The organism is Streptomyces sp. NPDC046831 (assembly GCF_040645305.1).
GTDB lineage: Bacteria > Actinomycetota > Actinomycetes > Streptomycetales > Streptomycetaceae > Streptomyces.
In genome coordinates, this window is sequence record NZ_JBEYXZ010000017.1 from 87,012 (window position 1) to 110,869 (window position 23,858).

Below are 23,858 nucleotides of genomic sequence, written 5' to 3' on the forward strand. Positions count from 1 at the left end.
CCGCCCGGTTGTGGACGGCGGCGTCACCCGGGGCCCCGGCGGTCCCGTACACTGCTGATGGCGACCCGGGCCACCGGGTCGACTTCGCACGCCCCGGCACCCGGGCCGGCAACGGCCGGTGTCAGCGCCCCTCGGTCCTTCGTGGCACGGCGCACCGCGGGCGTCAGGCGCGAGTGTCATCCGGCGCTCGCGGCACAACCGAGAAATTCAAGGAGAGCGGCCATGGCCGTCGTCACGATGCGGGAGCTGCTGGAGAGCGGCGTCCACTTCGGTCACCAGACCCGTCGTTGGAACCCGAAGATGAAGCGCTTCATCTTCACCGAGCGCAACGGCATCTACATCATCGACCTGCTCCAGTCGCTGTCGTACATCGACCGCGCCTACGAGTTCGTCAAGGAGACCGTCGCCCACGGCGGCACGGTCATGTTCGTGGGTACGAAGAAGCAGGCGCAGGAGGCCATCGCCGAGCAGGCCACCCGCGTCGGCATGCCGTACGTCAACCAGCGCTGGCTGGGCGGCATGCTCACCAACTTCTCGACCGTCTACAAGCGCCTGCAGCGCCTGAAGGAGCTCGAGCAGATCGACTTCGAGGACGTCGCGGCCTCCGGTCTGACCAAGAAGGAGCTCCTGGTCCTCTCCCGCGAGAAGGCCAAGCTGGAGAAGACCCTCGGCGGTATCCGCGAGATGCAGAAGGTGCCGAGCGCCGTCTGGATCGTGGACACCAAGAAGGAGCACATCGCGGTCGGCGAGGCCCGCAAGCTCAACATCCCGGTCGTCGCCATCCTCGACACGAACTGCGACCCCGACGAGGTCGACTACAAGATCCCGGGCAACGACGACGCGATCCGCTCCGTCACCCTGCTCACCCGTGTCATCGCCGACGCCGTCGCCGAGGGCCTGATCGCCCGTTCCGGCGTCGCGACCGAGGGCAAGGGCGAGAAGGCCGCGGGCGAGCCGCTCGCCGAGTGGGAGCGCGACCTGCTCGAGGGCGAGAAGAAGGCTGAGGAGGCGCCGGCCGCGGCCGAGGCCCCCGCCGCCGAGGCTCCGGCCGAGGCTCCGGCCGCCGAGGCCCCGGTCGCCGAGGCTCCGGCCGAGGCTCCGGTCGCCGAGGCCGAGCAGGCCTGACCCGTCAGCGTCCGTTGACGGCGGGAGCGGTGACATGAACTCCGCTCCCGCCGTTCACCCGTAGGTCAGCGGTGTGCCGGCGGCCTCCGGTTCCCTCAGGACCGCGCACCCGCTGATCTTCGATCTTCCAGACTTCGAGAAAGATTCACAGACTCATGGCGAACTACACCGCCGCCGACGTCAAGAAGCTCCGTGAGCTCACGGGCGCCGGCATGATGGACTGCAAGAAGGCGCTGGACGAGGCCGAGGGCAACGTCGAGAAGGCCGTCGAGGCGCTGCGCATCAAGGGCCAGAAGGGCGTCGCCAAGCGCGAGGGCCGCTCCGCCGAGAACGGCGCCGTGGTCTCGATCATCGCCGACGACAACTCCTCCGGTGTCCTCGTCGAGCTGAAGTGCGAGACGGACTTCGTCGCCAAGGGCGAGAAGTTCCAGACGGTGGCCAAGGCCATCGCCGAGCACGTCGCCAAGACCTCCCCGGCCGACATCGAGGCCCTGCTCGCCTCCGAGATCGAGCCCGGCAAGACCGTCCAGGCGTTCGTGGACGAGGCCAACGCCAACCTCGGCGAGAAGATCGTCCTGGACCGCTTCGCGCAGTTCGCCGACGGCTTCGTGACCGCGTACATGCACCGCACGATGCCCGACCTGCCCCCGCAGATCGGTGTCCTGGTCGAGCTGGACAAGCCGAACTCCGAGGTCGCCAAGGGCATCGCCCAGCACATCGCCGCCTTCGCGCCCAAGTACCTCTCCAAGGAGGACGTGCCGGCCGAGGTCGTCGAGGCGGAGCGTCGCATCGCCGAGGAGACCACCCGCGCCGAGGGCAAGCCCGAGGCCGCCCTGCCGAAGATCGTCGAGGGTCGCCTCAACGGCTTCTTCAAGGACGCCACGCTGCTCGGCCAGCCCTACGCGCTGGACAACAAGAAGTCCGTCCAGAAGGTGCTGGACGAGGCCGGTGTCACCCTGAAGCGCTTCACGCGCATCAAGGTCGGCATCTGAGTCCGCACCGCGACGGACACCCGGCCCGGACAGGGTCGACAGCAGTCGTCCATGTCGCACGCGCAGGCCGCCGCGCACGCGCGCGTGACGGACGACAGCAGATCTGACGAGGAGGCCATTGCCGCGTATGGGATGCGAAACACACCCCACCGGCGATGGCCTTCTTCGTATGTGCACCACGTAACAGAGGCGGGATCTCCATGACCACCAAGGCCCAGAAGAGCGACGACGGCAAAGTACCTGGCCGGTTTCTGCTGAAGCTGTCCGGAGAGGCCTTCTCCGGCGGCGGGGGCCTGGGCGTCGACCCCGACGTGGTGCACGCCATCGCCCGCGAGATCGCGGCCGTCGTCCGGGACGGCGCGCAGATCGCGGTCGTGATCGGCGGCGGCAACTTCTTCCGCGGTGCGGAACTCCAGCAGCGCGGCATGGACCGCGCCCGCTCCGACTACATGGGCATGCTCGGCACGGTGATGAACTGCCTCGCCCTGCAGGACTTCCTGGAGAAGGAAGGCATCGACAGCCGCGTCCAGACGGCCATCACCATGGGCCAGGTGGCCGAGCCGTACATCCCGCTGCGCGCCGTGCGCCACCTGGAGAAGGGCCGCGTGGTCATCTTCGGCGCCGGCATGGGCATGCCGTACTTCTCCACCGACACCACCGCCGCCCAGCGCGCCCTGGAGATCGACGCCGAGGCGCTGCTCATGGGCAAGAACGGTGTGGACGGCGTTTACGACTCCGACCCGAAGGCCAACCCGGACGCCGTGAAGTTCGACGCGCTCGGCTACGGCGAGGTCATCACGCGCGACCTGCGGGTCGCCGACGCCACGGCCATCACACTGTGCCGCGACAACAAGCTCCCGATCGTCGTCTTCGAGCTCCTGACGGAGGGCAATATCGCCCGGGCCGTCAAGGGTGAGAAGATCGGCACGCTTGTGGGTGACCAAGGCAGCCGGGACTGACCGGTGCACCACCCCGTCCGCGCACGCCACTGTCCGGGGGACGGACGGGACGGAGCCGGGCCGGGGGATGGACAATGTCCTGCCGGTGGGGAACCGTGCAGGCAGAAGACGCGACGCAGCCGGCCGACGGCCCCGATGAGGAACCGCAGCCGGGCCTACTCAAGACACGCAGGAGCAAGTGGTGATCGAAGAGACCCTCCTCGAGGCCGAGGAGAAGATGGAGAAGGCCGTCGTGGTCGCCAAGGAGGACTTCGCCGCGATCCGCACCGGCCGTGCGCACCCGGCGATGTTCAACAAGATCGTGGCCGACTACTACGGCGCGCCGACGCCGATCAACCAGCTGGCCTCGTTCTCCGTGCCGGAGCCGCGCATGGCGGTCGTGACCCCGTTCGACAAGAGCGCGCTGCGCAACATCGAGCAGGCGATCCGTGACTCGGACCTGGGCGTCAACCCGAGCAACGACGGCAACATCATCCGGGTGGTGTTCCCCGAGCTCACGGAGGAGCGCCGCCGCGAGTACATCAAGGTCGCCAAGGGCAAGGGCGAGGACGCCAAGATCTCGATCCGCTCCGTGCGCCGCAAGGCGAAGGAGGCCATCGACAAGCTGATCAAGGACGGCGAGGTCGGCGAGGACGAGGGCCGCCGTGCGGAGAAGGAGCTCGACGACACCACCGCGAAGTACGTCACGCAGGTGGACGAGCTCCTCAAGCACAAGGAATCGGAGCTTCTCGAGGTCTGATGAACGACTCTTCCTGGGGGGCGCCGCAGCAGGCCGGGTACTGGGGGCCCGCGGACCGGGACCCCGTCCCGGGGGCCGCGCCGGCGAGTTCCGCTCACGACGCGCATGACGCCCAGCAGACTCGCCCGATGCCCTTCGTGCCCCACGTACCCGACCACGGCGGAAACCAGGAGGACGACCGGGGGGCCGCTCGGCTGAGCGGCCCCTTGTTCCGCGACGACGCGCCGCCGACGCGGTCTCACGAGACGCCGTCGACGCGGTCTCACGACGCGTCGCAGACCCGGCGCGACGACCCGCCGCACCCATGGCCCTACGACACGGCACAGCCGCCGCCCGCCGACGGGCCGGCACAGCAGAATCCGGAGCCCATGCCCGACGCCCCGCAGCCGGCGAGCGCCCCGCAGAAGAAGAGCGCGGGCCGCGACCTGGGCGCGGCCATAGGAGTCGGCGTCGGACTCGGCGTCGTGATCATCGCTTCCCTGTTCGTCGTCAAGGCCGTGTTCGTCGGCGTGATCGCGGTCGCGGTCGTGGTCGGGCTGTGGGAGCTGACGAAGCGGCTGGAGGAACGCAAGGGCATCAGGGCGCCGCTCGTGCCGCTGGCGCTCGGCGGCGCGGCCATGGTGGTCGCCGGCTATGTCAGCGGTGCCGAGGGCGCCTGGGTGGCGATGGCCCTGACCACGCTGGCCGTCCTGGTGTGGCGGATGACGGAGCCACCCGAGAACTACCTCAAGGACGTCACGGCGGGTGTGTTCGCGGCCTTCTACGTGCCGTTCCTGGCCACGTTCGTCGCGATGATGCTCACCGCCGGCGACGGCCCGTTCCGGGTGCTGACGTTCCTGGTGCTGACGGTGGTCAGCGACACGGGGGCGTACGCGGTCGGCTGGCGGTTCGGCAGGCACAAGCTCGCGCCGCGCATCAGCCCCGGCAAGACCCGTGAGGGCCTGTTCGGGGCGGTGGCCTTCGCCATGGTGGCCGGGGCGCTGTGCACGCAGTTCCTGATCGACGGCGGCCGCTGGTGGCAGGGCCTGGTGCTCGGCCTCGCGGTCGCCGCCAGCGCCACGCTGGGCGACCTCGGCGAGTCCATGATCAAGCGCGACCTGGGGATCAAGGACATGGGGACCCTGCTGCCGGGCCACGGCGGCATCATGGACCGGCTGGACTCCCTGCTGCCCACCGCGCCGGTCGTCTGGCTGCTGCTGGTGATCTTCGTCGGCGGCTGACGGAAGGGCCGCCCCGAGGCGGGACACACGGGAAGGGACCTGCCGCCACACGGCGCGGCAGGTCCCTTCCCGTGTCCGGTCCGCGTCCGCGACGTGTCCGGTCCGCGTCCGCGGTGCCGGCGCCGGTCAGGCGGCCCCGCGGGCCTCGGTCAGCTCGTCGGAGCGGGTCCGGCGGTCGGCACGGGCCGGGGGCGCGACCCGGGCGGGGGAGCGCCGTACCGCCACCATGGCCACGTCGTCGGCGAGCCGGGCACCCACGTAGTCGCGCAGATCGCCCCGGACGGCGGCCAGCAGGGCGTCCGGGGGCAGCGACGCCCAGCGCTCCAGCCGCTCGGCGAGCGGGTAGAACGCGCCGGACGGGCCGCGGGCCTCGGTGACACCGTCGGTATACAGCAGCAGAGTCGCCCCCGGCGGGAGGTCGGCCTGGTCCACCATGACCTCCTGCCCGTCCAGCATCCCCAGGCCCAGCGGGAGTTCCGGGACCGTCGGCTCCAGGGCGGCGACCGTGCCCTCGTTGATGAGCAGCGGCGGCGGATGGCCCAGGTTCGCCAGGCGCATCGGGCCCTCGTCGGGCAGTTCCAGCACGACCGCGGTCACGAAGGCCTCGTCGCCGTAGGGACTGCCCGAGCGGGGATCGGCGTTCGCCGCGGCGGACAGCTCCTCGACGTCCTCCACGAAGGTCGCCTCCAGCTCCCGCACCACCTCCACCAGCGGGCTGTCGTGCCGGACCGACTGCCGGAAGCTGTTGACCACGCAGCTGACCATCTCCAGCGAGGCCAGTCCCTTGCCCTGCACGTCCCCGAGCAGGATGCGCGCGCACGGCCCGTTGCGGGTGGCCGCGTAGAGGTCCCCGCCGATGGCGGCCTCCTCGTCCGCCGCCATGTACAGCGACGCCAGGTCGAACGGCCCGGTCCGGCGCGGCAGGGGGTGCAGCAGCACCCGCTGGGCGACCTCGGCCACCCAGCGCGACTGGGCGAGCTCCCGCTCCCTGCGCACCCGCACGGCACTGGCCGCCACGGCGGCCACGCTGATCAGTGCGATGGTGCCGATCTGCACCGCGAAGTTCGCGGTGTCCAGCTGGGCGTTCACGCCGGCGGCCACCACCGCGCAGGTCAGGGCGACGACGCACACCAGGATGACGCAGGGCGTGCTGCACAGGACGGCCGCGAACGTCGGAGCCGCGACCATGAGGGGACCGAGGCGGATGTCCGGCGGGGTGAGCGCGTCCACCACGAGCAGGACCACCGGGAGCAGGGCCAGCGCCAGCGTGAGCGTCGCGGGACGGCCCCGGAAGCCGGCGCACGACAGCCAGCCGCGGACGTCTCGCACTCCGACCACCTCCGGTGCCCGTCTTCCCGGCATCCCGAATCTCCCTCTCAGGCAACGGGCACGGAACGCCACCGGCAAGGGCCGTTCGGTCCCCAATCCGTACACGACCCGGACGGTCCCTCTTCCCCGCCTGCCGCGCCCGCGGATGCGGGCCGCAGCCGACGGCGCGCCCACCCGTACGCGCCGCGGGGGAGGCTCCCGGTGCTCGGAGGCGTCCTCGGGTGTACCGCGTGCGGGGCCGTGCGCCCGGTCGGCCGCCAAGTGGAAGAGGGCCGTGACCTGCGGGTCCACACACCCGGGGCGAACCGGTCGGGCCGCCCGGGGAGGGCCGGGGCCGGCCGGAAGGGCCGATGGCGACCGTCACGCAGGCCGAGGCCCCAGGTCACGCTGTTCGATCTGCGACACTGGTACAGCCATGCCTAAGCCCGGAGAACTCACTTTCGTCGCCCCGCGCGGAGCCAAGAAGCCGCCGCGGCACCTTGCCGACCTCACGCCTGCCGAGCGCAAGGAGGCCGTCGCCGAGATCGGCGAGAAGCCGTTCCGTGCCAAGCAGCTCTCGCAGCACTACTTCGCGCGGTACGCGCACGACCCCGAGCAGTGGACCGACATCCCCGCCGGCTCACGGGCCAGGCTGCGGGAGGCGTTGCTCCCCGAGCTGATGACCGTCGTCCGGCACCTGTCGACCGACCAGGGCACCACCCGCAAGACCCTGTGGCGGCTGTTCGACGGGACGCTCGTGGAGTCGGTGCTCATGCGGTACCCGGACCGGGTGACCATGTGCATCAGCTCGCAGGCGGGCTGCGGCATGAACTGCCCGTTCTGCGCCACCGGGCAGGCGGGCCTGGACCGCAACCTGTCCACCGCCGAGATCGTGCACCAGATCGTCGACGGGATGCGGGCCCTGCGCGACGGCGAGGTGCCCGGCGGTCCGGCGCGGCTGTCCAACATCGTTTTCATGGGCATGGGCGAGCCCCTCGCGAACTACAAGCGCGTCGTCGGCGCCATCCGGGCGCTCACCGACCCCGAGCCGGACGGGCTGGGGCTGTCGCAGCGCGGGATCACCGTGTCGACGGTCGGGCTGGTGCCGGCCATCCACCGGTTCGCCGACGAGGGCTTCAAGTGCCGGCTCGCCATCTCCCTGCACGCGCCCGACGACGAACTGCGCGACACCCTCGTGCCGGTGAACACGCGCTGGAAGGTGCGCGAGGTGCTCGACGCCGGGTTCGAGTACGCCGCCAGGTCCGGGCGCCGGCTCTCCATCGAGTACGCGCTCATCCGGGACATCAACGACCAGGCGTGGCGTGGCGACCGGCTCGGCCGGCTGCTCAAGAACAGGCCCGTGCACGTCAACCTCATCCCGCTGAACCCGACGCCGGGCTCGAAGTGGACCGCCTCGCGGCCCGAGGACGAGAAGGCGTTCGTCGAGGCGATCGCCGCCCACGGGGTCCCGGTGACCGTCCGGGACACCCGGGGCCAGGAGATCGACGGGGCGTGTGGTCAGCTCGCGGCGACCGAGAGGTAGTCTGAGGCGGTCCCAGAACCGCATACTCGACTCGTCTTCACATCCGTACATCTTCATATTCCGACAGGGGAGCGCCACAGCGCTGAGAGTGCGGCACACAGGCCGCAGACCCTCTGAACCTCGCCCAGGTCATTCTGGGTAGGGAGATCGGTCATCACTCGAGCTGTTGCGCCCTGCCCGGGGGCCCGCGGACCTTCTCCGCGGGCCCCCGGGCAGGGCCGCGTCTCTTCCTGGTCACTCCAGGAGGAAGTAAGTGCACACCAAGACCTTCGTGGCCGTGGCGGTCGGGCTCGGCCTCGTCACGCTGTCCGCCTGCGGGTCGTCGAACGGCTCCGCGGACGGGAGCGGCGGCGACTCCCGCACCGTGACCCTGGTCAGCCACGACTCGTGGGCCGTGTCCGAGAACGTCATCAAGGAGTTCGAGAAGGAGTCCGGGTACACCGTCAAGGTCCTCAAGGACGGCGACGCGGGCCAGGCCGTCAACAAGGCCGTCCTCACCAAGGACCATCCGCAGGGCGACGTGTTCTTCGGCGTCGACAACACGCTGCTGTCGCGGGCGCTCGGCAACGGGCTGTTCCAGCCGTACGAGGCCGAGGGACTCGACAAGGTCGGCGCGGCCTACCAGCTCGACCGGGGCAGGCACCGGGTCACGCCGGTCGACTACGGCGACATCTGCGTCAACTACGACAAGGCGTACTTCAGCCGGCACCGACTGGCCCCGCCGCAGACCTTCGACGACCTCACCAAGCCGGCCTACAAGAACCTCCTCGTCACCGAGAACGCCGCCACCTCCTCGCCCGGCCTCGGCTTCCTCCTCGGCAGCGCGGCGAAGTACGGCGACGGGGACGCCGCCGGGGGCGGCTGGCAGGGCTACTGGAAGAAGCTCGAGGCCAACGGCGTGAAGGTCGTCGACGGCTGGGAGCAGGCCTACAACGAGGAGTTCTCCGGCTCGGCCGGCGGCCGGAAGGCCAAGGGCGACCGGCCGCTCGTCGTCTCGTACGCCTCCTCGCCGCCCGCCGAGGTCGTCTTCGCGGACCCGAGGCCGAAGACCGCCCCCACCGGGGTCGCGGCCGGCACCTGCTTCCGGCAGATCGAGTTCGCCGGACTGCTGAGGAACGCCCGCAACACCGAGGGCGGCAAGGCCCTCATCGACTTCCTGATCTCCCGGCGGTTCCAGGAGGACATGCCGCTCAACATGTTCGTCTACCCCGTGACCGAGGGCGCGGCCGTGCCCGCCGAGTTCACCCAGTACGGCCCGGCCGCCAGGAGCCCCCAGACCATGGCCCCCGGCGAGATCGCCGACCACCGCGACGAGTGGGTCAAGGCGTGGACGTCGCTCGTCCTGAAGTAGCCCCGCGCAGGGGCCGGGCGGGGAGCGCGGCACGGCTCGGGCTGATGCTCGGGCCGGTCGCGTTCTTCGCCGTGTTCTTCGCCTACCCGGTGGCGGCGATCGTCGCGCGCGGCCTGCGGGTCGACGGCGTCTGGCAGGCCGGGCGGATCGCGGACGTGCTCGGGCAGAGCGGCATCCGGCACGTGCTGTGGTTCACCACCTGGCAGGCGGCCGCCTCGACCGCCCTCACACTGGTGATCGCGCTGCCCGCGGCCTACGTCTTCGCCCGCCTGGACTTCCCGGGCCGCCAGGTCCTGCGGGCGGTCGTCACCGTGCCCTTCGTGCTGCCCACGGTCGTCGTCGGGACGGCGTTCCTCGCCCTCGTCGGGCGTGGCGGACTCCTCGACGAGCTGTGGGGTCTGCGGCTCGACACGACCGTGTGGGCCATCCTGCTCGCGCACGTCTTCTTCAACTACGCCGTCGTCGTCCGCACCGTCGGCGGACTGTGGGCGCAGCTCGACCCGCGGCAGGAGGAGGCCGCGCGCATGCTCGGCGCCTCCCCGCTGACCGCGTGGCGCAAGGTCACGCTGCCGGCGCTCGCGCCCGCCGTGGCCGCCGCCGCGCTCATGGTCTTCCTGTTCACCTTCACCTCCTTCGGGGTCGTGCAGATCCTCGGCGGCCCCACCTTCGCCACCCTCGAGGTGGAGATCTACCGGCAGACCTCCGAGATCTTCGACCTGTCCACGGCCGCCGTCCTGACGATCGTCCAGTTCCTCGCGGTGGGCGCGATCCTCGCCGTGCACGCCTGGACCGTACGGCGGCGCGAGACCGCTCTGCGGCTGACCGACGCCTCCACGACCGCCCGGCCCCCGCGCGGGGCCGGGCAGTGGGCGCTGCTCGCCGGCGTCCTCGCCACCGTGCTGCTGCTCCTGCTGCTGCCGCTCGCCGTACTCGTGCAGCGGTCGCTGGACGCGCCCGGCTTCGGCTACTACCGGGCGCTGACCGACCCGGACGGCGGCACCTTCCTGGTCGCCCCGATCCACGCCGTCGGCACGTCCCTGTCGTACGCCGCCGCCGCCACCGCGATCGCCGTGGTGATCGGCGGGCTGGCCGCGGCGGCCCTCACCCGCCGGGACGCGGGCCGGATCGTGCGCGGCTTCGACGCGCTGCTGATGCTGCCGCTCGGGGTGTCCGCGGTGACGGTCGGCTTCGGGTTCCTGATCGCGCTGGACGAGCCGCCGCTTGACCTCAGGTCCTCGTGGATCCTCGTGCCGCTCGCGCAGGCCCTGGTCGGCGTCCCCTTCGTCGTGCGGACCATGCTGCCGGTGCTGCGGGCGGTCGACGCGCGGCTGCGGGAGGCCGCGGCCGTGCTCGGCGCCTCGCCGTGGCGGGTGTGGCGGGAGGTGGACCTGCCGTTGGTGCGGCGGGCGCTGCTGATCGCCGCCGGGTTCGCCTTCGCGGTGTCCCTCGGCGAGTTCGGCGCCACCGTGTTCATCGCGCGGCCCGACAACCCGACCCTGCCGGTCGCCGTGGCCCGCCTGCTGGGGCGGCCCGGCGACCTCAACTACGGCCAGGCGATGGCCCTGTCGACGATCCTGATGGTGGTGTGCGCGGTGGCGCTGCTGGTGCTGGAGCGACTGCTCCTGCGGTCCCGGACCCAGGTGGCCGGGGAGACGTCCCTCGACCGGAGCGGGGAGTTCTAGATGCTGCTCACGCTGCGGGGCGCGACCGTCCGCTTCGACGGACGGGCCGTGCTCGACGCCGTCGACCTGGAGGTCGCCGAGCACGAGATCGTGTGCGTCCTCGGACCCAGCGGCAGCGGCAAGTCGACGCTGCTGCGGGCGGTGGCCGGGCTCCAGCCGGTCGACTCCGGCCGGGTGCTGCTCGACGGGCGGGACCAGGCGGGAGTGCCGCCGCACCGGCGCGAGGTCGGGTTGATGTTCCAGGACCACCAGCTCTTCCCGCACCGGGACGTGGCCGGCAACGTCGCGTTCGGGCTGCGCATGCACGGCACCCCCAAGGATGAACGGGCCGAGCGGGTGGGCGAGTTGCTCGACCTGGTCGGGCTGCCCGGCGCCGGGCCCCGGCCCGTGGTCGCCCTCTCCGGCGGCGAGCAGCAGCGGGTGGCGCTGGCCCGGGCGCTGGCGCCGCGGCCCCGGCTGCTGATGCTGGACGAGCCGCTCGGTCAGCTGGACCGTGCGCTGCGGGAGCGGCTGGTCGTCGAGCTGCGGGAGCTCTTCGGGCGGCTCGGGACCACCGTCCTCGCCGTCACCCACGACCAGGGCGAGGCGTTCGCGCTGGCCGACCGGGTGGTGGTGATGCGCGACGGGCGCATCGCCCAGTCCGGAACGCCGCTCGAGGTGTGGCAGCGCCCGGCCGACGCCTTCGTCGCCCGCTTCCTCGGCTTCGAGAACGTGGTCGAGGCGACCGTCGACGGCGACACCGCGGTCACGCCCTGGGGCAAGGTGCCGGTGCCCGACGGCGCGCCGCAGGGCACCCGCACGCTCCTCGTCCGGCCCGCCGGGGTCCGCCTGGTCGGCGCCGACGAGGGCCTGCGGTGCCGGGTGGCCGCCCGCACCTTCAAGGGCACCCACGTCGCCGTCCGCCTCCGCCCGCAGGACGCGCCGCCGCTGGAGGCGGCCTGCGTGCTCGGGGCGGCACCGGAGGTCGGCGCCGAGGCCGGCGTGGTGTTCGACGTGGCCGACGTCGTCCTCCTGGGCTGATGGCCGCCCGTTCGGCGTGAGCGGTACGACCTGCTCGGGCACGTCCGGCACCGGAGGCGGGGAGGTCGTCGAGGCCGCCGAGGATCGCGCGCGGGCGGCGGTCGCTCCGCGCGGGCCGCTCCCCTCCGTGCCGCTCGTCCTGCCCGGACGGATGCCCGTGCGGGGCGTGTGACGTCGGGGGAGGGGCGAGCGGGACCAGCCGAAGTGCCTGCTCCGGCGTGAGCGTCGTGCGACCGAGCCGGGGACGGCCGGACGCCCTCGCGGTCCGCCGGCTGCGGCGGATCTGACGCACGCTGGGCCCGGACGCTTTCGAGAACGGACCCCGAGGTGGCGCCCGGTGCGCACCGGGCGTCTGGCCGGGCCGGTTGCCGCGGCGCGAGCGGGCGGCGGTCGCTCCGCGCGGGCCGCTCACAGGCGCCCGGCGCGCACCGGGGCCCGCCCCCGGAGCAGGGACGGGCCCCGGTGCGAGGACGGGCCCCGCGGTGGGTACGGAGGTGTCAGCGGCGGCCGTTCGCCCCGCGGCGGCGCAGGCCGAAGACGACCGCGGCACCGCCGGCCACGACCAGGGCCACCGCGGCACCGGCGATCAGGCCGGTGCTGGAGCCCGCGCCGGTCTCGGCGAGGTTCGACTCGCCGGCCGCGGGCGACGGGGCGTTGCTCGGGGCGCCCGCCGGGGCGGAGGTGCCCGCCGGGGCGGTGCTGCCCTCCGGAGCGGTGCTGCTCTGCGAGGCGGACGGTGCCGGAGTGCCGGATTCCGTCGGCGCCGGCGAGGTGGCGGGCGAGGACGCGCCGGCCGACGGGCTCGGGCTCGCCTCCGCCGAGCAGGCCGTGGAGGGCGTGGTCAGGTTGGGCGTGATGTCGGCGTTGAGGACCTTGACCTTGGTACCGGTCTTCTTGGTGGCCTTGACGTGGACGCGGTAGACGGCGTTCGGCTGCCAGTCCTCGACGAAGGTGGCCGTGGCGCCCTCGCGGGTGCCCGCGACCGTCTGCTTGCCGACCTGCTTGGCGTCGGCGCCGTTGTTCTCGAGGAACACGGTGACCTCGGCCGGGGTGCCGGCGGGGTCGACGTCGGTGACGACGATGACGCCCTTGTTCCCGTCGCACTTGGCTTCGGCGGAGAAATCCTTGATGCTGCAGGCGAGCGCGTTGCCCGCGACACCGATCGCGAGTGCGGCCGAGGCGGAGGCGACACCGAGGACGCGCGTGGTTCGGGCGGTACGGCGTGATATCGACAAGATGGACACTGTGCCCTTCGGGATGTGCAGTGCGGGGGGTGGCGGGGGAGTTGGGGCGACGACGAAAGCACACCCCAGCACCCCCGGGTGAATCACAGGTCTATAAGCGTTCCATAAGAAGTGTCAACGCACTGGCGGCCCAGGGGTGTTGACTTTGCACACTCGTTAACCGGCCGGAGGTTTCAACGCCTCGGACGGAGCGTCAGAGCCCCCGTCACCTCAATGGCCCGGCGTGGAAGCGGGCTGGCGCGGGGACGGCGTCCCGCACGCGCCGGGGGCGGCGCGGTCCCGCGGCCGGGACCCGCGCACGGCACGGTGCGGGCGCGGGCGCACCCGCCCGCGCCGTGCGGGGCGGCCGACCGCGACGGGCTCAGCCCTGCACCGCCGCCGGGTCCATCCACATGATCTCCCAGGTGTGGCCGTCGAGGTCGTCGAAGGCGCGCCCGTACATGAAGCCGTGGTCCTGGGGCTCGCCGGTCGCCGAACCGCCCGCCGCGATCGCCCGGTCGACCAGTTCGTCGACCTTCTCGCGGCTCTCGGCGCTCAGGCACAGCAGGACCTCGCTGGTCCTCGTGGGGTCCGCGATCTCCTTCTTCGTGAAGTCGGCGTAGCGCTGCCGGGAGAGCAGCATGGCGACGATCGTGTCGCTGATGACGACACAGGCGCAGTCGTCGGTCGTGAACTGCGGGTTGATCGTGTAGCCGAGCTCGGTGAAGAACTTCTTCGAGGCGTCGACGTCGCCGACGGCCAGGTTCACGAAGATCATCTGCTGGTACATGCGCTGTCTCCCATCGGGTCGGTGCGTTCGGGGGAATAGACCCCGGGGCCGCGCGGAACTCATCGGGCGAACGGCGGCCGTTTCCCCGCCCGGTCCCGCGGGCCGGCCCCGTGCGTCCGGGCAGCCGCCGCCCGTGCCGGGTCAGCCGGTGAGCGGCAGGGCGGCGAGGTGGGCGACCGCCAGGGTCAGCGGGGTGAACAGGACCAGCACGGCCGTGACGCGCAGGGCGGCGGCGGCCAGCAGCATCGTCGCGGGCGCGCCCAGCCGCAGCAGGGCCGCGACGGTCTCGGCGCGTGCCTGCCGCGCCTCCACGGCGGTCGTCAGCAGCGTGGCCAGCGCGCAGCCGGCCACCAGGAGCGTGCCGAGGGAGGTCAGCGGGCCGACGTCGGGAGCGCCGCCGGACAGCGTGAGCATGGCGTACGTCCCCGAGGCCACCGCGCAGAGCAGCCCCAGGGGGCGGCCGATACGGCCCGCCTCCTCCATCAGGACCCGGCCGGCCAGGAGGCGCAGCGCGCCCGGACCCACCGACTGGAGCACGCGCCCGCACAGATGGGTGAGGCCGGGCCCGGCCAGTGCCAGGCCGACGGCGGTGAGCAGCCAGCCGACGAGGACGGCGGCCGAGCCGACCGCGAGGCCACCGGGCAGGGCGGGCGAGGAGGCAGGGGCGGTGCGGCTCGCGTACGCCTCGGCGGCGAGCCCGGCGGCCAGGACGGCGATGCCCCAGGGCAGGCCGCCGGGAGTCTTGCGGGGCGCCGGCGGGCGGTCCGGATCGAGGCCGTCCCGCTCCTGCCCGGGGCCGGTACGGGGGTCGGGCCGCTCCTCCGCGGTGGCCAGGGCACCGGCCGCCGCCCGCGCACCGGCCGGGTGGCCCGGCACCCGCGACGTCGCGGCCCCCTGACGGTCCCCGGCGCCGGCCGCGGCCCGCGCGCCGGCCGTCCGCGGTGCCGGCCGGCCGGCGCCGCCGTCCGGCCCGTCGGACGGCTCCGGGCGGGCCACGGCCTTCCACCGTGCCCCGAAGCGCCCGTACGCCCCGAACGTCTCCCGCGCCCCGGTGCGCGGGTACGCCCCGAAGCGTCCGTACCCGCGCCCCGCTGCCCGCGTCGCCGCGGGCGGCCGGGGGTCCCGGGGCCGCAGCGCCACGGCCACCGCCAGGGAGGCGGCCGCCGGCACCAGGCAGAGCAGGGTCAGCATCGCCGGGACCGGCAGCGGCCCGCCGGGCGCCAGGAACTCCGCGCTCGTGCCGGTGAGTGGCCCGCCCCCGAGGTCGCCGCGCAGGCGCAGGAAGGCGATCAGCGCCGCCACCGAGCCGAAGCCGCAGCTCAGCGCCGTCGTGGCCGCCGAGACGGCCAGCAGCCGGCCCGGGCCGAGACCGACCGCGGACAGGCCCGGGCGGGGCCGGGTGCCGGGATCGGTGCGGGCCACGGCGACCGCCAGGTAGACGGTGGCGGCCAGCGGCACCGCGCACCAGCACAGGCGCAGCACGGCGGCGGCGGGCATGGCGGGGTGCGCGAGGGCGTAGCCGAGGGCGCACAGCAGCAGGAAGCCCGTGCCCGCCGAGGCCGCGCAGACCGTCAGCCGGCGCAGCTGGACGGCGGGCCGGGCGAGGCGGGTCAGACGGAGAGCGAGCACGCCGGCCGGCCTTCCGTGTCTCCCACCGGGGGCAGGTGCACCGTCTTCACGCACCGCCCGTCGAGCAGGGACACCGTGCGGTCGGCGAGCGCCGCGGTCTCGGCGTCGTGGGTGGCGAGCACGACGGTGATGCCGTGCGAGCGGGCCGCCGTGGTGAGCGTGCGCAGGACGTGGGCGCGGTCGGCACGGTGCAGGGGCGCGGTGGGCTCGTCGGCGAACAGCACCGTCGGGGCGGGCGCGAGCGCGCGGGCGATGCAGACCCGCTGCCGTTCGGCCTGGCGGAGCTGGTGCGGGCGGCGGCGGGCGAGGTCCCCGATGTCGAGGCGTTCCAGCCACTCCTGGGCCGCTCTGCGGGCCCGCCGCCGGTCGGTGCCGCGCAGCATCAGGGGCAGGGCCGTGTTCTCCCAGACGTTCAGCTCGGGGACGAGCACGGGAGCAGGATCGATCCAGCAGAAGCGGTCGCGACGCAGCCGTTCCCGGGCGAGGGGGCCCATGGTGTGGACCGCCGTGCTGTTGAACCACACCTCGCCGCGCCGGATGCGCACCAGTCCGGACAGGCACCGCAGCAGGGTCGTCTTGCCGCTGCCGCTCGGGCCGCCGACGGCGAGGATCTCGCCCTGGCGGACGCCGAGCGAGACACCGCTGAGCGCGGGCGAGCCGTCGTTGTGGGTGAAGTGCAGGGCGCGTGCCCAGAGCACGTCGCTGTCCGGCGGGGCCACCATGGCGTACACCTCGTTCACATCGGAAATGCCGTGCGCGATCCGCGAATTCCCCCATCCGGGGGAACGAAGGCGAAGCCGATCGGTCACTGCACGCTAGGCAGCCGAGGGCCGGGGGCCGAGAAGCACGCGGCCCCGGGTGCCCGTTTCTCACTCGAACGGGCGGCTCCGGGGCCGGTATTGATCATCTGATCGGAGGTATGCCCCTCCGTGCGGCCGCCGGCGATGACCGTGCGGCCGGCGCGCGGGCCGCGGCGGGAGGCCGCCGCCAGAACGGCCGGCGGGAGGCCGCCGACTGCCCAGGCGCCGTGCGAGGCCCGGCGCGCGCGTCACGCCGGGCCGGTCACCCGCCGGGGTGTCACAGCTTGGTCCAGGCCTCCGTCAGCGTCGCGCGCAGGATCTGCTCGATCTCGTCGAAGGTCTCCTGGTTCGAGATCAGCGGCGGGGCGAGCTGGACGACCGGGTCGCCGCGGTCGTCGGCACGGCAGTACAGGCCGTTGTCGAACAGGGCCTTGGACAGGAAGCCGTACAGGACGCGCTCGGTCTCCTCCTCGTTGAAGGACTCCTTGGTGTTCTTGTCCTTCACGAGCTCGATGCCGTAGAAGAAGCCGTTGCCGCGGACGTCGCCGACGATCGGCAGGTCGTGCAGCTTCTGCAGCGTCTGCAGGAAGGCGGACTCGTTGTCGAGCACGTGCTGGTTCAGGCCCTCGCGCTCGAACAGGTCGAGGTTGGCCAGGCCCACCGCGGCCGAGACGGGGTGGCCGCCGAAGGTGTAGCCGTGCAGGAAGGTGTTGTCGCCCTTGTAGAACGGCTCGGCCAGGCGGTCGGAGATGATGCAGGCGCCGATCGGGGAGTAGCCCGAGGTCATGCCCTTGGCGCAGGTGATCATGTCCGGGACGTAGCCGAACTTGTCGCAGGCGAACATCGTGCCGAGGCGGCCGAAGGCGCAGATGACCTCGTCGGACACGAGCAGCACGTCGTACCGGTCGCAGATCTCGCGGACCCGCTGGAAGTAGCCGGGGGGCGGCGGGAAGCAGCCGCCGGCGTTCTGCACCGGCTCCAGGAAGACCGCGGCGACCGTGTCGGGGCCCTCGAAGAGGATCTGCTGCTCGATCTGGTCGGCGGCCCAGCGGCCGAAGGCCTCCGGGTCGTCGCCGAAGATCGGGGCGCGGTAGATATTGGTGTTGGCGACCTTGTGCGCGCCCGGCACCAGCGGCTCGAACGGGGCCTTCAGGGCCGGCAGGCCGGTGATGGACAGGGCGCCCTGCGGGGTACCGTGGTAGGCGACCGCGCGGGAGATCACCTTGTGCTTGGTGGGCTTGCCGACCAGCTTGAAGTACTGCTTCGCGAGCTTCCAGGCGGTCTCGACCGCCTCGCCGCCGCCGGTGGTGAAGAAGACCTTGTTCAGGTCGCCCGGCGCGTGGTGGGCCAGCCGCTCCGCGAGCTCCACGGCCTTGGGGTGGGCGTAGGACCACACCGGGAAGAACGCCAGCTCCTGCGCCTGCTTGTACGCGGTCTCGGCGAGCTCCGTGCGCCCGTGCCCGGCCTGGACCACGAACAGGCCCGCGAGACCGTCGAGGTAGCGCTTGCCCTTGTCGTCGTAGATGTAGGTGCCCTCGCCCCGGACGATCGTCGGCACGGGGGAGTTCTCGTACGAGGACATCCGGGTGAAGTGCATCCACAGGTGGTCGTACGCGGTACGGCTGAGGTCCTTGGTACTCACGGTTATCGGGTTCCCCACATGTAGGTCTGCTTCTTGAGCTTGAGGTAGACGAAGCTCTCGGTGGAGCGCACGCCGGGCAGGGCCCGGATGCGTTTGTTGATGACGTCCAGCAGGTGGTCGTCGTCCTCGCAGACGATCTCGGCGAGGATGTCGAACGAGCCCGCGGTCATCACCACGTACTCGACTTCCGACATGCCGGTCAGCGCGTCGGCCACGGACTCCACGTCGCCCTCGACGTTGACGCCGACCATCGCCTGCCGGCGGAAACCCACGGTGAGCGGGTCCGTGACGGCGACGATCTGCATCACGCCCTGGTCGAGCAGCTTCTGCACGCGCTGGCGCACGGCCGCCTCCGACAGGCCGACGGCCTTGCCGATCGCGGCGTACGGCCGGCGGCCGTCCTCCTGGAGCTGCTCGATGATCGCGAGGGAGACGGCGTCCAGATGGGGGTTGCCGTGCCTGGACTCGCGGAGGTCCCTCTGGTCTGCGCTTCGACTGGCCACCACCTCACTGTGCACGACGTATCGATAGTTCCGCAAGGCGGCGGCGATGAAATTCGTTGTTTACGATAGTGAGACCTGCGGATTTCGCAGCCCGAGTCCGAGTGGGGGTGTTGAAAACGTCGGCCGGCCGACTAGGGTGGGCATGTCTCAGTGCGTGGACACCCCGAACCCGCCCGAGAGACCTTCACAAGCAGCCAGAACCTGACAGGAGGGCCGGCAGTGAGCACCGAGCTGCGTCGTCTGCGCAACTACATCGACGGTGAGTTCCGGGACGCCGCCGACGGACGGACCACCGAGGTGGTCAACCCCGTGACGGGCGAGGCGTACGCGACCGCGCCGCTGTCCGGGCAGGCGGACGTGGACGCCGCCATGGCGGCCGCCGCCGCGGCCTTCCCGGGCTGGCGCGACACCACCCCGGCCGAGCGCCAGAAGGCCCTGCTGAAGATCGCGGACGCGTTCGAGGAGCGCGCCGAGGAGCTCATCGCGGCCGAGGTGGAGAACACGGGCAAGCCGATCGGGCTGACCCGCTCCGAGGAGATCCCGCCGATGGTCGACCAGATCCGCTTCTTCGCGGGCGCGGCGCGGATGCTCGAGGGCCGGTCGGCCGGCGAGTACATGGACGGGATGACCTCGATCATCCGCCGCGAGCCGATCGGCGTCTGCGCGCAGGTGGCGCCCTGGAACTACCCGATGATGATGGCCGTGTGGAAGTTCGCCCCGGCGCTCGCCGCGGGCAACACGGTCGTCCTGAAGCCGTCGGACACCACCCCGGCGTCCACCGTCCTGATCGCCGACATCATCGGCTCGATCCTGCCCAAGGGCGTCTTCAACGTCATCTGCGGCGACCGCGACACCGGCCGCCTGATGGTCGAGCACCCCACGCCGGCGATGGCGTCCATCACCGGCTCCGTGCGCGCGGGCATGTCGGTCGCCGAGTCCGCCTCCAAGGACCTCAAGCGCGTCCACCTGGAGCTCGGCGGCAAGGCCCCCGTCGTGGTCTTCGAGGACACCGACATCGACAAGGCCGTCGAGGACATCTCGGTCGCCGGCTTCTTCAACGCCGGCCAGGACTGCACGGCCGCCACCCGCGTCCTCGTCCACGAGTCCATCCACGACGAGTTCGTCTCCGCGCTCGCCAAGGCCGCCGCCGGGACCAAGACCGGGCGGCCGGACGACGAGGACGTCCTGTACGGCCCGCTGAACAACCCCAGCCAGCTCAAGCAGGTCGCCGGCTTCATCGAGCGGCTGCCCGCGCACGCCAAGGTGGAGGCCGGCGGCCACCAGGTCGGCGACCAGGGGTACTTCTACGCCCCGACCGTGGTCTCGGGCCTGAAGCAGGACGACGAGATCATCCAGAACGAGGTCTTCGGCCCGGTCATCACCGTGCAGTCCTTCCGCGACGAGGACCAGGCCGTGGAGTGGGCCAACGGCGTCGACTACGCCCTCGCGTCCTCGGTGTGGACCAAGGACCACGGCCGCGCCATGCGGATGTCCAAGAAGCTCGACTTCGGCTGCGTGTGGATCAACACCCACATCCCGCTGGTCGCCGAGATGCCGCACGGCGGCTTCAAGAAGTCCGGCTACGGCAAGGACCTGTCGGCGTACGGCTTCGAGGACTACACCCGCATCAAGCACGTGATGACGTCGCTGGACGCGTGACGCGCGGGGGTGCCGCGCGGCCTCTGCCGCGCGGCACCCGCGCGATGCCTCGCGCGGCACCCGCGCGATGCCCCACGCGGTCGCGGCGCGCCGGGCGACAGGGGTGCGCTCCCCCGGGCCGGCGACCCGTCTCCCTTCGCGGCCCCGGACGGTGACCACACCGTCCGGGGCCGCGGTGCGTCCGGGCCGCCGGCTGCCGCCGTGTGCGGGCTGCCCAAGCCGCCGTGTGCGGGCGGCCGATCGGTGGCTCGCGGTGCGCTGGTTGACGAGCAGCCCGGCCGTTCCCACCCGGGAGCGGTCGGCGACGCCGGTGTCGCCGCCGGAGCAGCGGTCGCAGTCGCGGCCCGGGGCCGACACCGCGTTCCCGAGCCGGACGCGGCCGTAGCGCACACCCGTGCGCCAGCCGGGGGTGCGGCGGCCGCGCACCGGTCGGCCCGTGGTCGGCGCGGCGGCACCGCGGGGTAGCGGTCGTGCGCGGCGCTGAGCCCTGCGGGGCAGTCCGGGGAAGCCCCGGCTGTCGCGCGGGCACGCGGGGCGCGGCCACGCCCCACCACGCGGAACGGTGGCCACGCCCCGCGGCGACGGCCCCGGCAGGCCCTCGCCCGCTGTCGACGGAGTCCACGGCCTCCACCGGGGCGCCCGGCGGACCGGGGACGCGGCCACGGCCGTGACCGACGCAGCCGGGACGCACCCCCGGCCGGCCGCGGCGGGCACGGCTTGCCCCGTCACCGGCGGGGGCCCACGTCCCGCCTCAGTGGCCGCGGACCGCGCACAATGCGTCCACACGGTTGGTGGTGATCGAGTCCACACCGGCCTCGATCAGGCGCCGCATCGAGCGGCGCGTGTCGGGCGTCCAGGCCGACAGCAGGTACCCGTCGCGGTGGACCCGGGCCGCCAGGTCCCGGGTCACCAGGCCGAAGCGGTAGTTGAGCCAGCGCGGGCGGACGGCGGCCAGCAGACCGGCGCGCGGCGGGGCGAGGGTCGTCCAGGTCAGCGCGATCTCGGCGGACGCGTCGGCCGCGCGCACCGCGAGCATCGTCTCCGGACCCGCGCAGTAGTACACGCGGTCCTGTGCCCCGCAGTCCCGGACCACTCCGACGATCCGCCGCACCGCAGGCAGGCCGGGCCCGCCCGGAAGGTCGACCATGACCCGGCTGCCGTCGGTCGCGGCCAGGGCGTCCTCCAACGTGGGCACCTGACCGGCCGTCAGTCCGCGCACCTCGTCCGCCGACAGCGACCGCAGCGGCCGGTCGTGCTCCCACAGCCGGCCCAGCGTGTCGTCGTGCAGCAGCACGGGCACCCCGTCCCGGGTGAGCCGGACGTCGATCTCCACGGCGTCCGCACCCTGGTCGAGCGCGGAACGCAGCGAGCCGATCGTGTTCTCGCGGACGCGGTAGGGATCGCCGCGGTGCGCCACGGCCGTCAGGGTCTGCATGGCCTCATTGTGCTTCAGCGCGTCCGGCGGCCGACCGGGAGCCGCAAGCCCGGTGCCGGGGGCGGACGGGGTCAGGGCGCGAGCCACGCCGCGGTGTAGGCGTCGATCTCGTCCGCGATGCGCGCCTTGCCGGCCTCGTCGAGGAAGGAGCTCCGCACGGCGTTCCTGGCCAGCTCGGCCAGGCCCCGCTCGTCCAGGTCCAGCAGACGGGCGGCCACGGCGTACTCGTTGTTGAGGTCGGTCCCGAACATCGGCGGGTCGTCGGAGTTGATCGTGACGACGACCCCGGCCCGCACGAACTCCCGCAGGGGGTGCTCGTCCAGGGTGCGGACCGCGCGGGTGGCGATGTTGGAGGTGGGGCACACCTCCAGCGGGATCCGGCGCTCGGCGAGGTGCGCCAGCAGCTTCGGGTCCCGGGCGGAGCTGGTGCCGTGCCCGATGCGCTCGGCGCGCAGGTCGTTCAGCGCGTCCCAGACGGTCTCCGGGCCGGTCGTCTCGCCCGCGTGCGGCACCGACCGCAGCCCGGCCGCCAGCGCCCGGTCGAAGTACGGCTTGAACTGGGGCCGGGGCACGCCGATCTCGGGCCCGCCGAGGCCGAACGACACGAGCCCCTCGGGCCGCAGCCGGTCGTCGGTGGCCAGCCGCGCCGTCTCCTCCGCCGCTTCGAGGCCCGCCTCGCCGGGGATGTCGAAGCACCAGCGCAGCACGGTGCCGAACTCCGCCTCCGCCGACTTGCGGGCGTCCTCGATCGCGTCCATGAAGGCACGCTCGTCGATGCCGCGGCGGGTGGACGAGAACGGCGTGATCGTCAGCTCGGCGTAGCGGACTTGCTGCCGGGCCATGTCACGGGCCACCTCGTACGTCAGCAGCCGCACGTCCTCGGGGGTGCGGACCAGGTCGACGACCGACAGGTACACCTCGACGAAGTGCGCGAAGTCCGTGAACGTGAAGTAGTCGGCCAGGGCCTCGGGGTCGGTCGGGACCTTCGAGTCGGGGTGGCGGGCGGCCAGTTCGGACACGATGCGGGGAGAGGCGGAGCCGACGTGGTGCACGTGCAGTTCGGCCTTGGGCAGTCCGGCGATGAAGGCGTGCAGATCGCGGGGTGCGCGCTGGTCGGTCAAAGGGATCCCTCCCCGGGAACGGCGCCGCGGGCCGCTCGGGGCGCGGCGCGGGTGATCGGCTGATCGAGTGGCACGCACATCGTAGGCGGCCGGTCCACCGCGCCGGCCGTCGCCCGCCACCGTCCCGGCGGCCGGGCGGGCCGGGGGGAGGGCGGCGGGGCGGTGGGACGGTGATCGCCGGGGAGGCCGGGCGGACGGCGGGCGGGACGCACCGGCGGGTCCGGGCGGACGGCGGGCGGGACGCACCGGCGGGTCCGGGGCCCGACCCCGGCGCGGTGGCTGCTGTGGCGGACCGGGCGGAGGGGCCGCGACGACCACGCTTTAGCATGGCGGGACGATCGATGAGGGGGAGCGCGACATGACGGACGGAACGCAGTCGGCCGGCGACGCCGGGGCCGGCGACAACCCCTGGGCCCCGCCCGAGAGCCGCCCCTCGCTCGCCAAGAACCCGCGGCAGCCCGCGCCCCGGCCGTCGGCGCCGCAGTACCAGGCGCCGCCCCCGCCCCAGCAGCCCCCGGCGTGGGACCAGCCGTCCGCCCCCGCGCAGCCGCCGGCGCAGGACCAGCCGCCCGCGTTCCCGCCGCCGTCCGTGCACGACCAGGCCACGATGGCCTCGATATCGACGGCCGGCTTCCCGCCGCCGGCCTTCGGAGCGCCCGCTGGGGAGTCCGCCGTGCCGCCCCCGCCCATCGCCCCCACCGGTCCCGCCGCCCCCGGCGGGTACGGCTACCCCGCTTATCCCCAGGGCTACGGCTGGCCCGGCATGCCGATGGCCCGGCAGAACGGCATGGGCACGGCGGCGATGGTGCTCGGCATCCTGTCCTGCTGCCTGTTCTGCCTGTACGGCGTGGTCTCCGTGGTGCTCGGCATCCTCGCCATCGTCTTCGGCGTCAAGGGGCGCCGGAAGGCCGAGCGGGGCGAGGCGGACAACCACGGGCAGGCCCAGGCCGGGCTGATCACCGGCGTCATCGGCCTCATCCTCGGCGTGGTGGTGCTGATCCTGATCGCCGTCGGCATCACGTTCGCCATCAACGACGAGCGCAACCGGCAGACGGACGAGGACCCGTACTACGGCGCCACCGGTACGTCGGTGAGCGTCCTGGCCGAGCGCTGACCC

19 protein-coding genes, 1 pseudogene and 1 riboswitch are annotated in these 23,858 nt (G+C 72.9%); of the genes and pseudogenes, 11 read left to right on the top strand and 9 right to left on the bottom strand.

Annotated elements, in window-relative coordinates; genetic code table 11:
• Positions 1-222: 222 nt before the first annotated feature.
• The 5 genes from rpsB to ABZ920_RS17065 all read left to right on the top strand — a co-directional run bounded on the left by rpsB (position 223) and on the right by ABZ920_RS17065 (position 5,035).
• Positions 223-1,125, top strand: coding sequence for a 30S ribosomal protein S2 (gene rpsB, locus ABZ920_RS17045; RefSeq protein WP_361504778.1), 903 nt, complete (start codon positions 223-225; stop codon positions 1,123-1,125).
• 155 nt (positions 1,126-1,280) lie between these two features.
• Positions 1,281-2,117 (top strand): translation elongation factor Ts, encoded by an 837-nt coding sequence (gene tsf / locus ABZ920_RS17050; protein WP_361504781.1) that lies wholly within the window; start codon positions 1,281-1,283, stop codon positions 2,115-2,117.
• Between the two features lie 200 nt (positions 2,118-2,317).
• Positions 2,318-3,076, top strand: a complete 759-nt coding sequence (gene pyrH / locus ABZ920_RS17055) for a UMP kinase (RefSeq protein ID WP_361504784.1) — start codon at positions 2,318-2,320, stop codon at positions 3,074-3,076.
• Positions 3,077-3,257: 181 nt separating this feature from the next.
• On the top strand, positions 3,258-3,815 hold the full coding sequence (gene frr, locus ABZ920_RS17060; protein WP_361504787.1) for a ribosome recycling factor: 558 nt from the start codon (positions 3,258-3,260) through the stop codon (positions 3,813-3,815).
• Complete coding sequence (locus tag ABZ920_RS17065) at positions 3,815-5,035, top strand: phosphatidate cytidylyltransferase (protein WP_361504790.1); 1,221 nt, start codon at positions 3,815-3,817, stop codon at positions 5,033-5,035. Before frr ends, ABZ920_RS17065 begins: the two co-directional genes overlap by 1 nt.
• A gap of 126 nt (positions 5,036-5,161) precedes the next feature.
• Here the strand turns inward: ABZ920_RS17065 and ABZ920_RS17070 are convergent, their stop codons facing one another.
• Positions 5,162-6,364, bottom strand: coding sequence for a PP2C family protein-serine/threonine phosphatase (locus ABZ920_RS17070; protein WP_361504793.1), 1,203 nt, complete (start codon positions 6,362-6,364; stop codon positions 5,162-5,164).
• Between the two features lie 415 nt (positions 6,365-6,779).
• Here ABZ920_RS17070 and rlmN point away from each other — a divergent pair, with 415 nt between their 5' ends.
• From rlmN to ABZ920_RS17090, 4 genes are all read left to right on the top strand, one after another.
• Positions 6,780-7,886 (top strand): 23S rRNA (adenine(2503)-C(2))-methyltransferase RlmN, encoded by a 1,107-nt coding sequence (gene rlmN / locus ABZ920_RS17075; protein ID WP_361504796.1) that lies wholly within the window; start codon positions 6,780-6,782, stop codon positions 7,884-7,886.
• A gap of 55 nt (positions 7,887-7,941) precedes the next feature.
• A riboswitch (TPP riboswitch) is annotated at positions 7,942-8,049 on the top strand.
• A 90-nt stretch (positions 8,050-8,139) separates the two neighbouring features.
• Positions 8,140-9,237 carry a thiamine ABC transporter substrate-binding protein gene (locus tag ABZ920_RS17080; RefSeq protein ID WP_361504800.1) on the top strand — a complete coding sequence of 366 codons (1,098 nt, stop codon included), beginning with the start codon at positions 8,140-8,142 and terminating at the stop codon, positions 9,235-9,237.
• The gene (locus ABZ920_RS17085) at positions 9,213-10,919 is read left to right on the top strand and encodes an iron ABC transporter permease (protein ID WP_361504803.1); all 1,707 of its coding nucleotides are present in this window, start codon (positions 9,213-9,215) and stop codon (positions 10,917-10,919) included. The genes ABZ920_RS17080 and ABZ920_RS17085 overlap by 25 nt, the downstream gene beginning before the upstream one ends.
• Positions 10,920-11,939 (top strand): ABC transporter ATP-binding protein, encoded by a 1,020-nt coding sequence (locus ABZ920_RS17090; protein WP_361504806.1) that lies wholly within the window; start codon positions 10,920-10,922, stop codon positions 11,937-11,939. It begins immediately after the preceding gene.
• Between the two features lie 497 nt (positions 11,940-12,436).
• Here ABZ920_RS17090 and ABZ920_RS17095 read toward each other — a convergent pair whose 3' ends face one another.
• From ABZ920_RS17095 to ABZ920_RS17120, 6 genes are all read right to left on the bottom strand, one after another.
• On the bottom strand, positions 12,437-13,174 hold the full coding sequence (locus ABZ920_RS17095) for an LAETG motif-containing sortase-dependent surface protein (RefSeq protein WP_361504809.1): 738 nt from the start codon (positions 13,172-13,174) through the stop codon (positions 12,437-12,439).
• 370 nt (positions 13,175-13,544) lie between these two features.
• Positions 13,545-13,952, bottom strand: coding sequence for a VOC family protein (locus tag ABZ920_RS17100; protein WP_361504812.1), 408 nt, complete (start codon positions 13,950-13,952; stop codon positions 13,545-13,547).
• Between the two features lie 141 nt (positions 13,953-14,093).
• The gene (locus ABZ920_RS17105) at positions 14,094-15,581 is read right to left on the bottom strand and encodes a hypothetical protein (RefSeq protein ID WP_361504814.1); all 1,488 of its coding nucleotides are present in this window, start codon (positions 15,579-15,581) and stop codon (positions 14,094-14,096) included.
• Positions 15,563-16,303, bottom strand: a complete 741-nt coding sequence (locus tag ABZ920_RS17110; protein ID WP_361504817.1) for an ATP-binding cassette domain-containing protein — start codon at positions 16,301-16,303, stop codon at positions 15,563-15,565. Before ABZ920_RS17110 ends, ABZ920_RS17105 begins: the two co-directional genes overlap by 19 nt.
• A gap of 355 nt (positions 16,304-16,658) precedes the next feature.
• A complete protein-coding gene (locus ABZ920_RS17115) occupies positions 16,659-18,041 on the bottom strand; it encodes an aspartate aminotransferase family protein (RefSeq protein WP_361504819.1) in 1,383 nt (460 codons plus the stop codon).
• Positions 18,026-18,541 (bottom strand): Lrp/AsnC family transcriptional regulator, encoded by a 516-nt coding sequence (locus ABZ920_RS17120; protein ID WP_361504822.1) that lies wholly within the window; start codon positions 18,539-18,541, stop codon positions 18,026-18,028. The genes ABZ920_RS17115 and ABZ920_RS17120 overlap by 16 nt, the downstream gene beginning before the upstream one ends.
• Before the next feature lie 204 nt (positions 18,542-18,745).
• Between ABZ920_RS17120 and ABZ920_RS17125 the strand changes: the two genes are divergently transcribed.
• A complete protein-coding gene (locus ABZ920_RS17125) occupies positions 18,746-20,185 on the top strand; it encodes a gamma-aminobutyraldehyde dehydrogenase (RefSeq protein WP_361504825.1) in 1,440 nt (479 codons plus the stop codon).
• Positions 20,186-20,936: 751 nt separating this feature from the next.
• On the opposite strand, the gene ABZ920_RS17130 is transcribed toward ABZ920_RS17125, so the two are convergent.
• Both ABZ920_RS17130 and ABZ920_RS17135 read right to left on the bottom strand, forming a co-directional pair.
• Positions 20,937-21,620, bottom strand: coding sequence for a glycerophosphodiester phosphodiesterase (locus ABZ920_RS17130; RefSeq protein ID WP_361504828.1), 684 nt, complete (start codon positions 21,618-21,620; stop codon positions 20,937-20,939).
• A gap of 71 nt (positions 21,621-21,691) precedes the next feature.
• Positions 21,692-22,821: pseudogene (locus tag ABZ920_RS17135) on the bottom strand (adenosine deaminase).
• Between the two features lie 278 nt (positions 22,822-23,099).
• Here ABZ920_RS17135 and ABZ920_RS17140 point away from each other — a divergent pair.
• Positions 23,100-23,855 carry a DUF4190 domain-containing protein gene (locus ABZ920_RS17140; protein ID WP_361504831.1) on the top strand — a complete coding sequence of 252 codons (756 nt, stop codon included), beginning with the start codon at positions 23,100-23,102 and terminating at the stop codon, positions 23,853-23,855.
• The last annotated feature ends 3 nt before the right edge of the window (positions 23,856-23,858 follow it).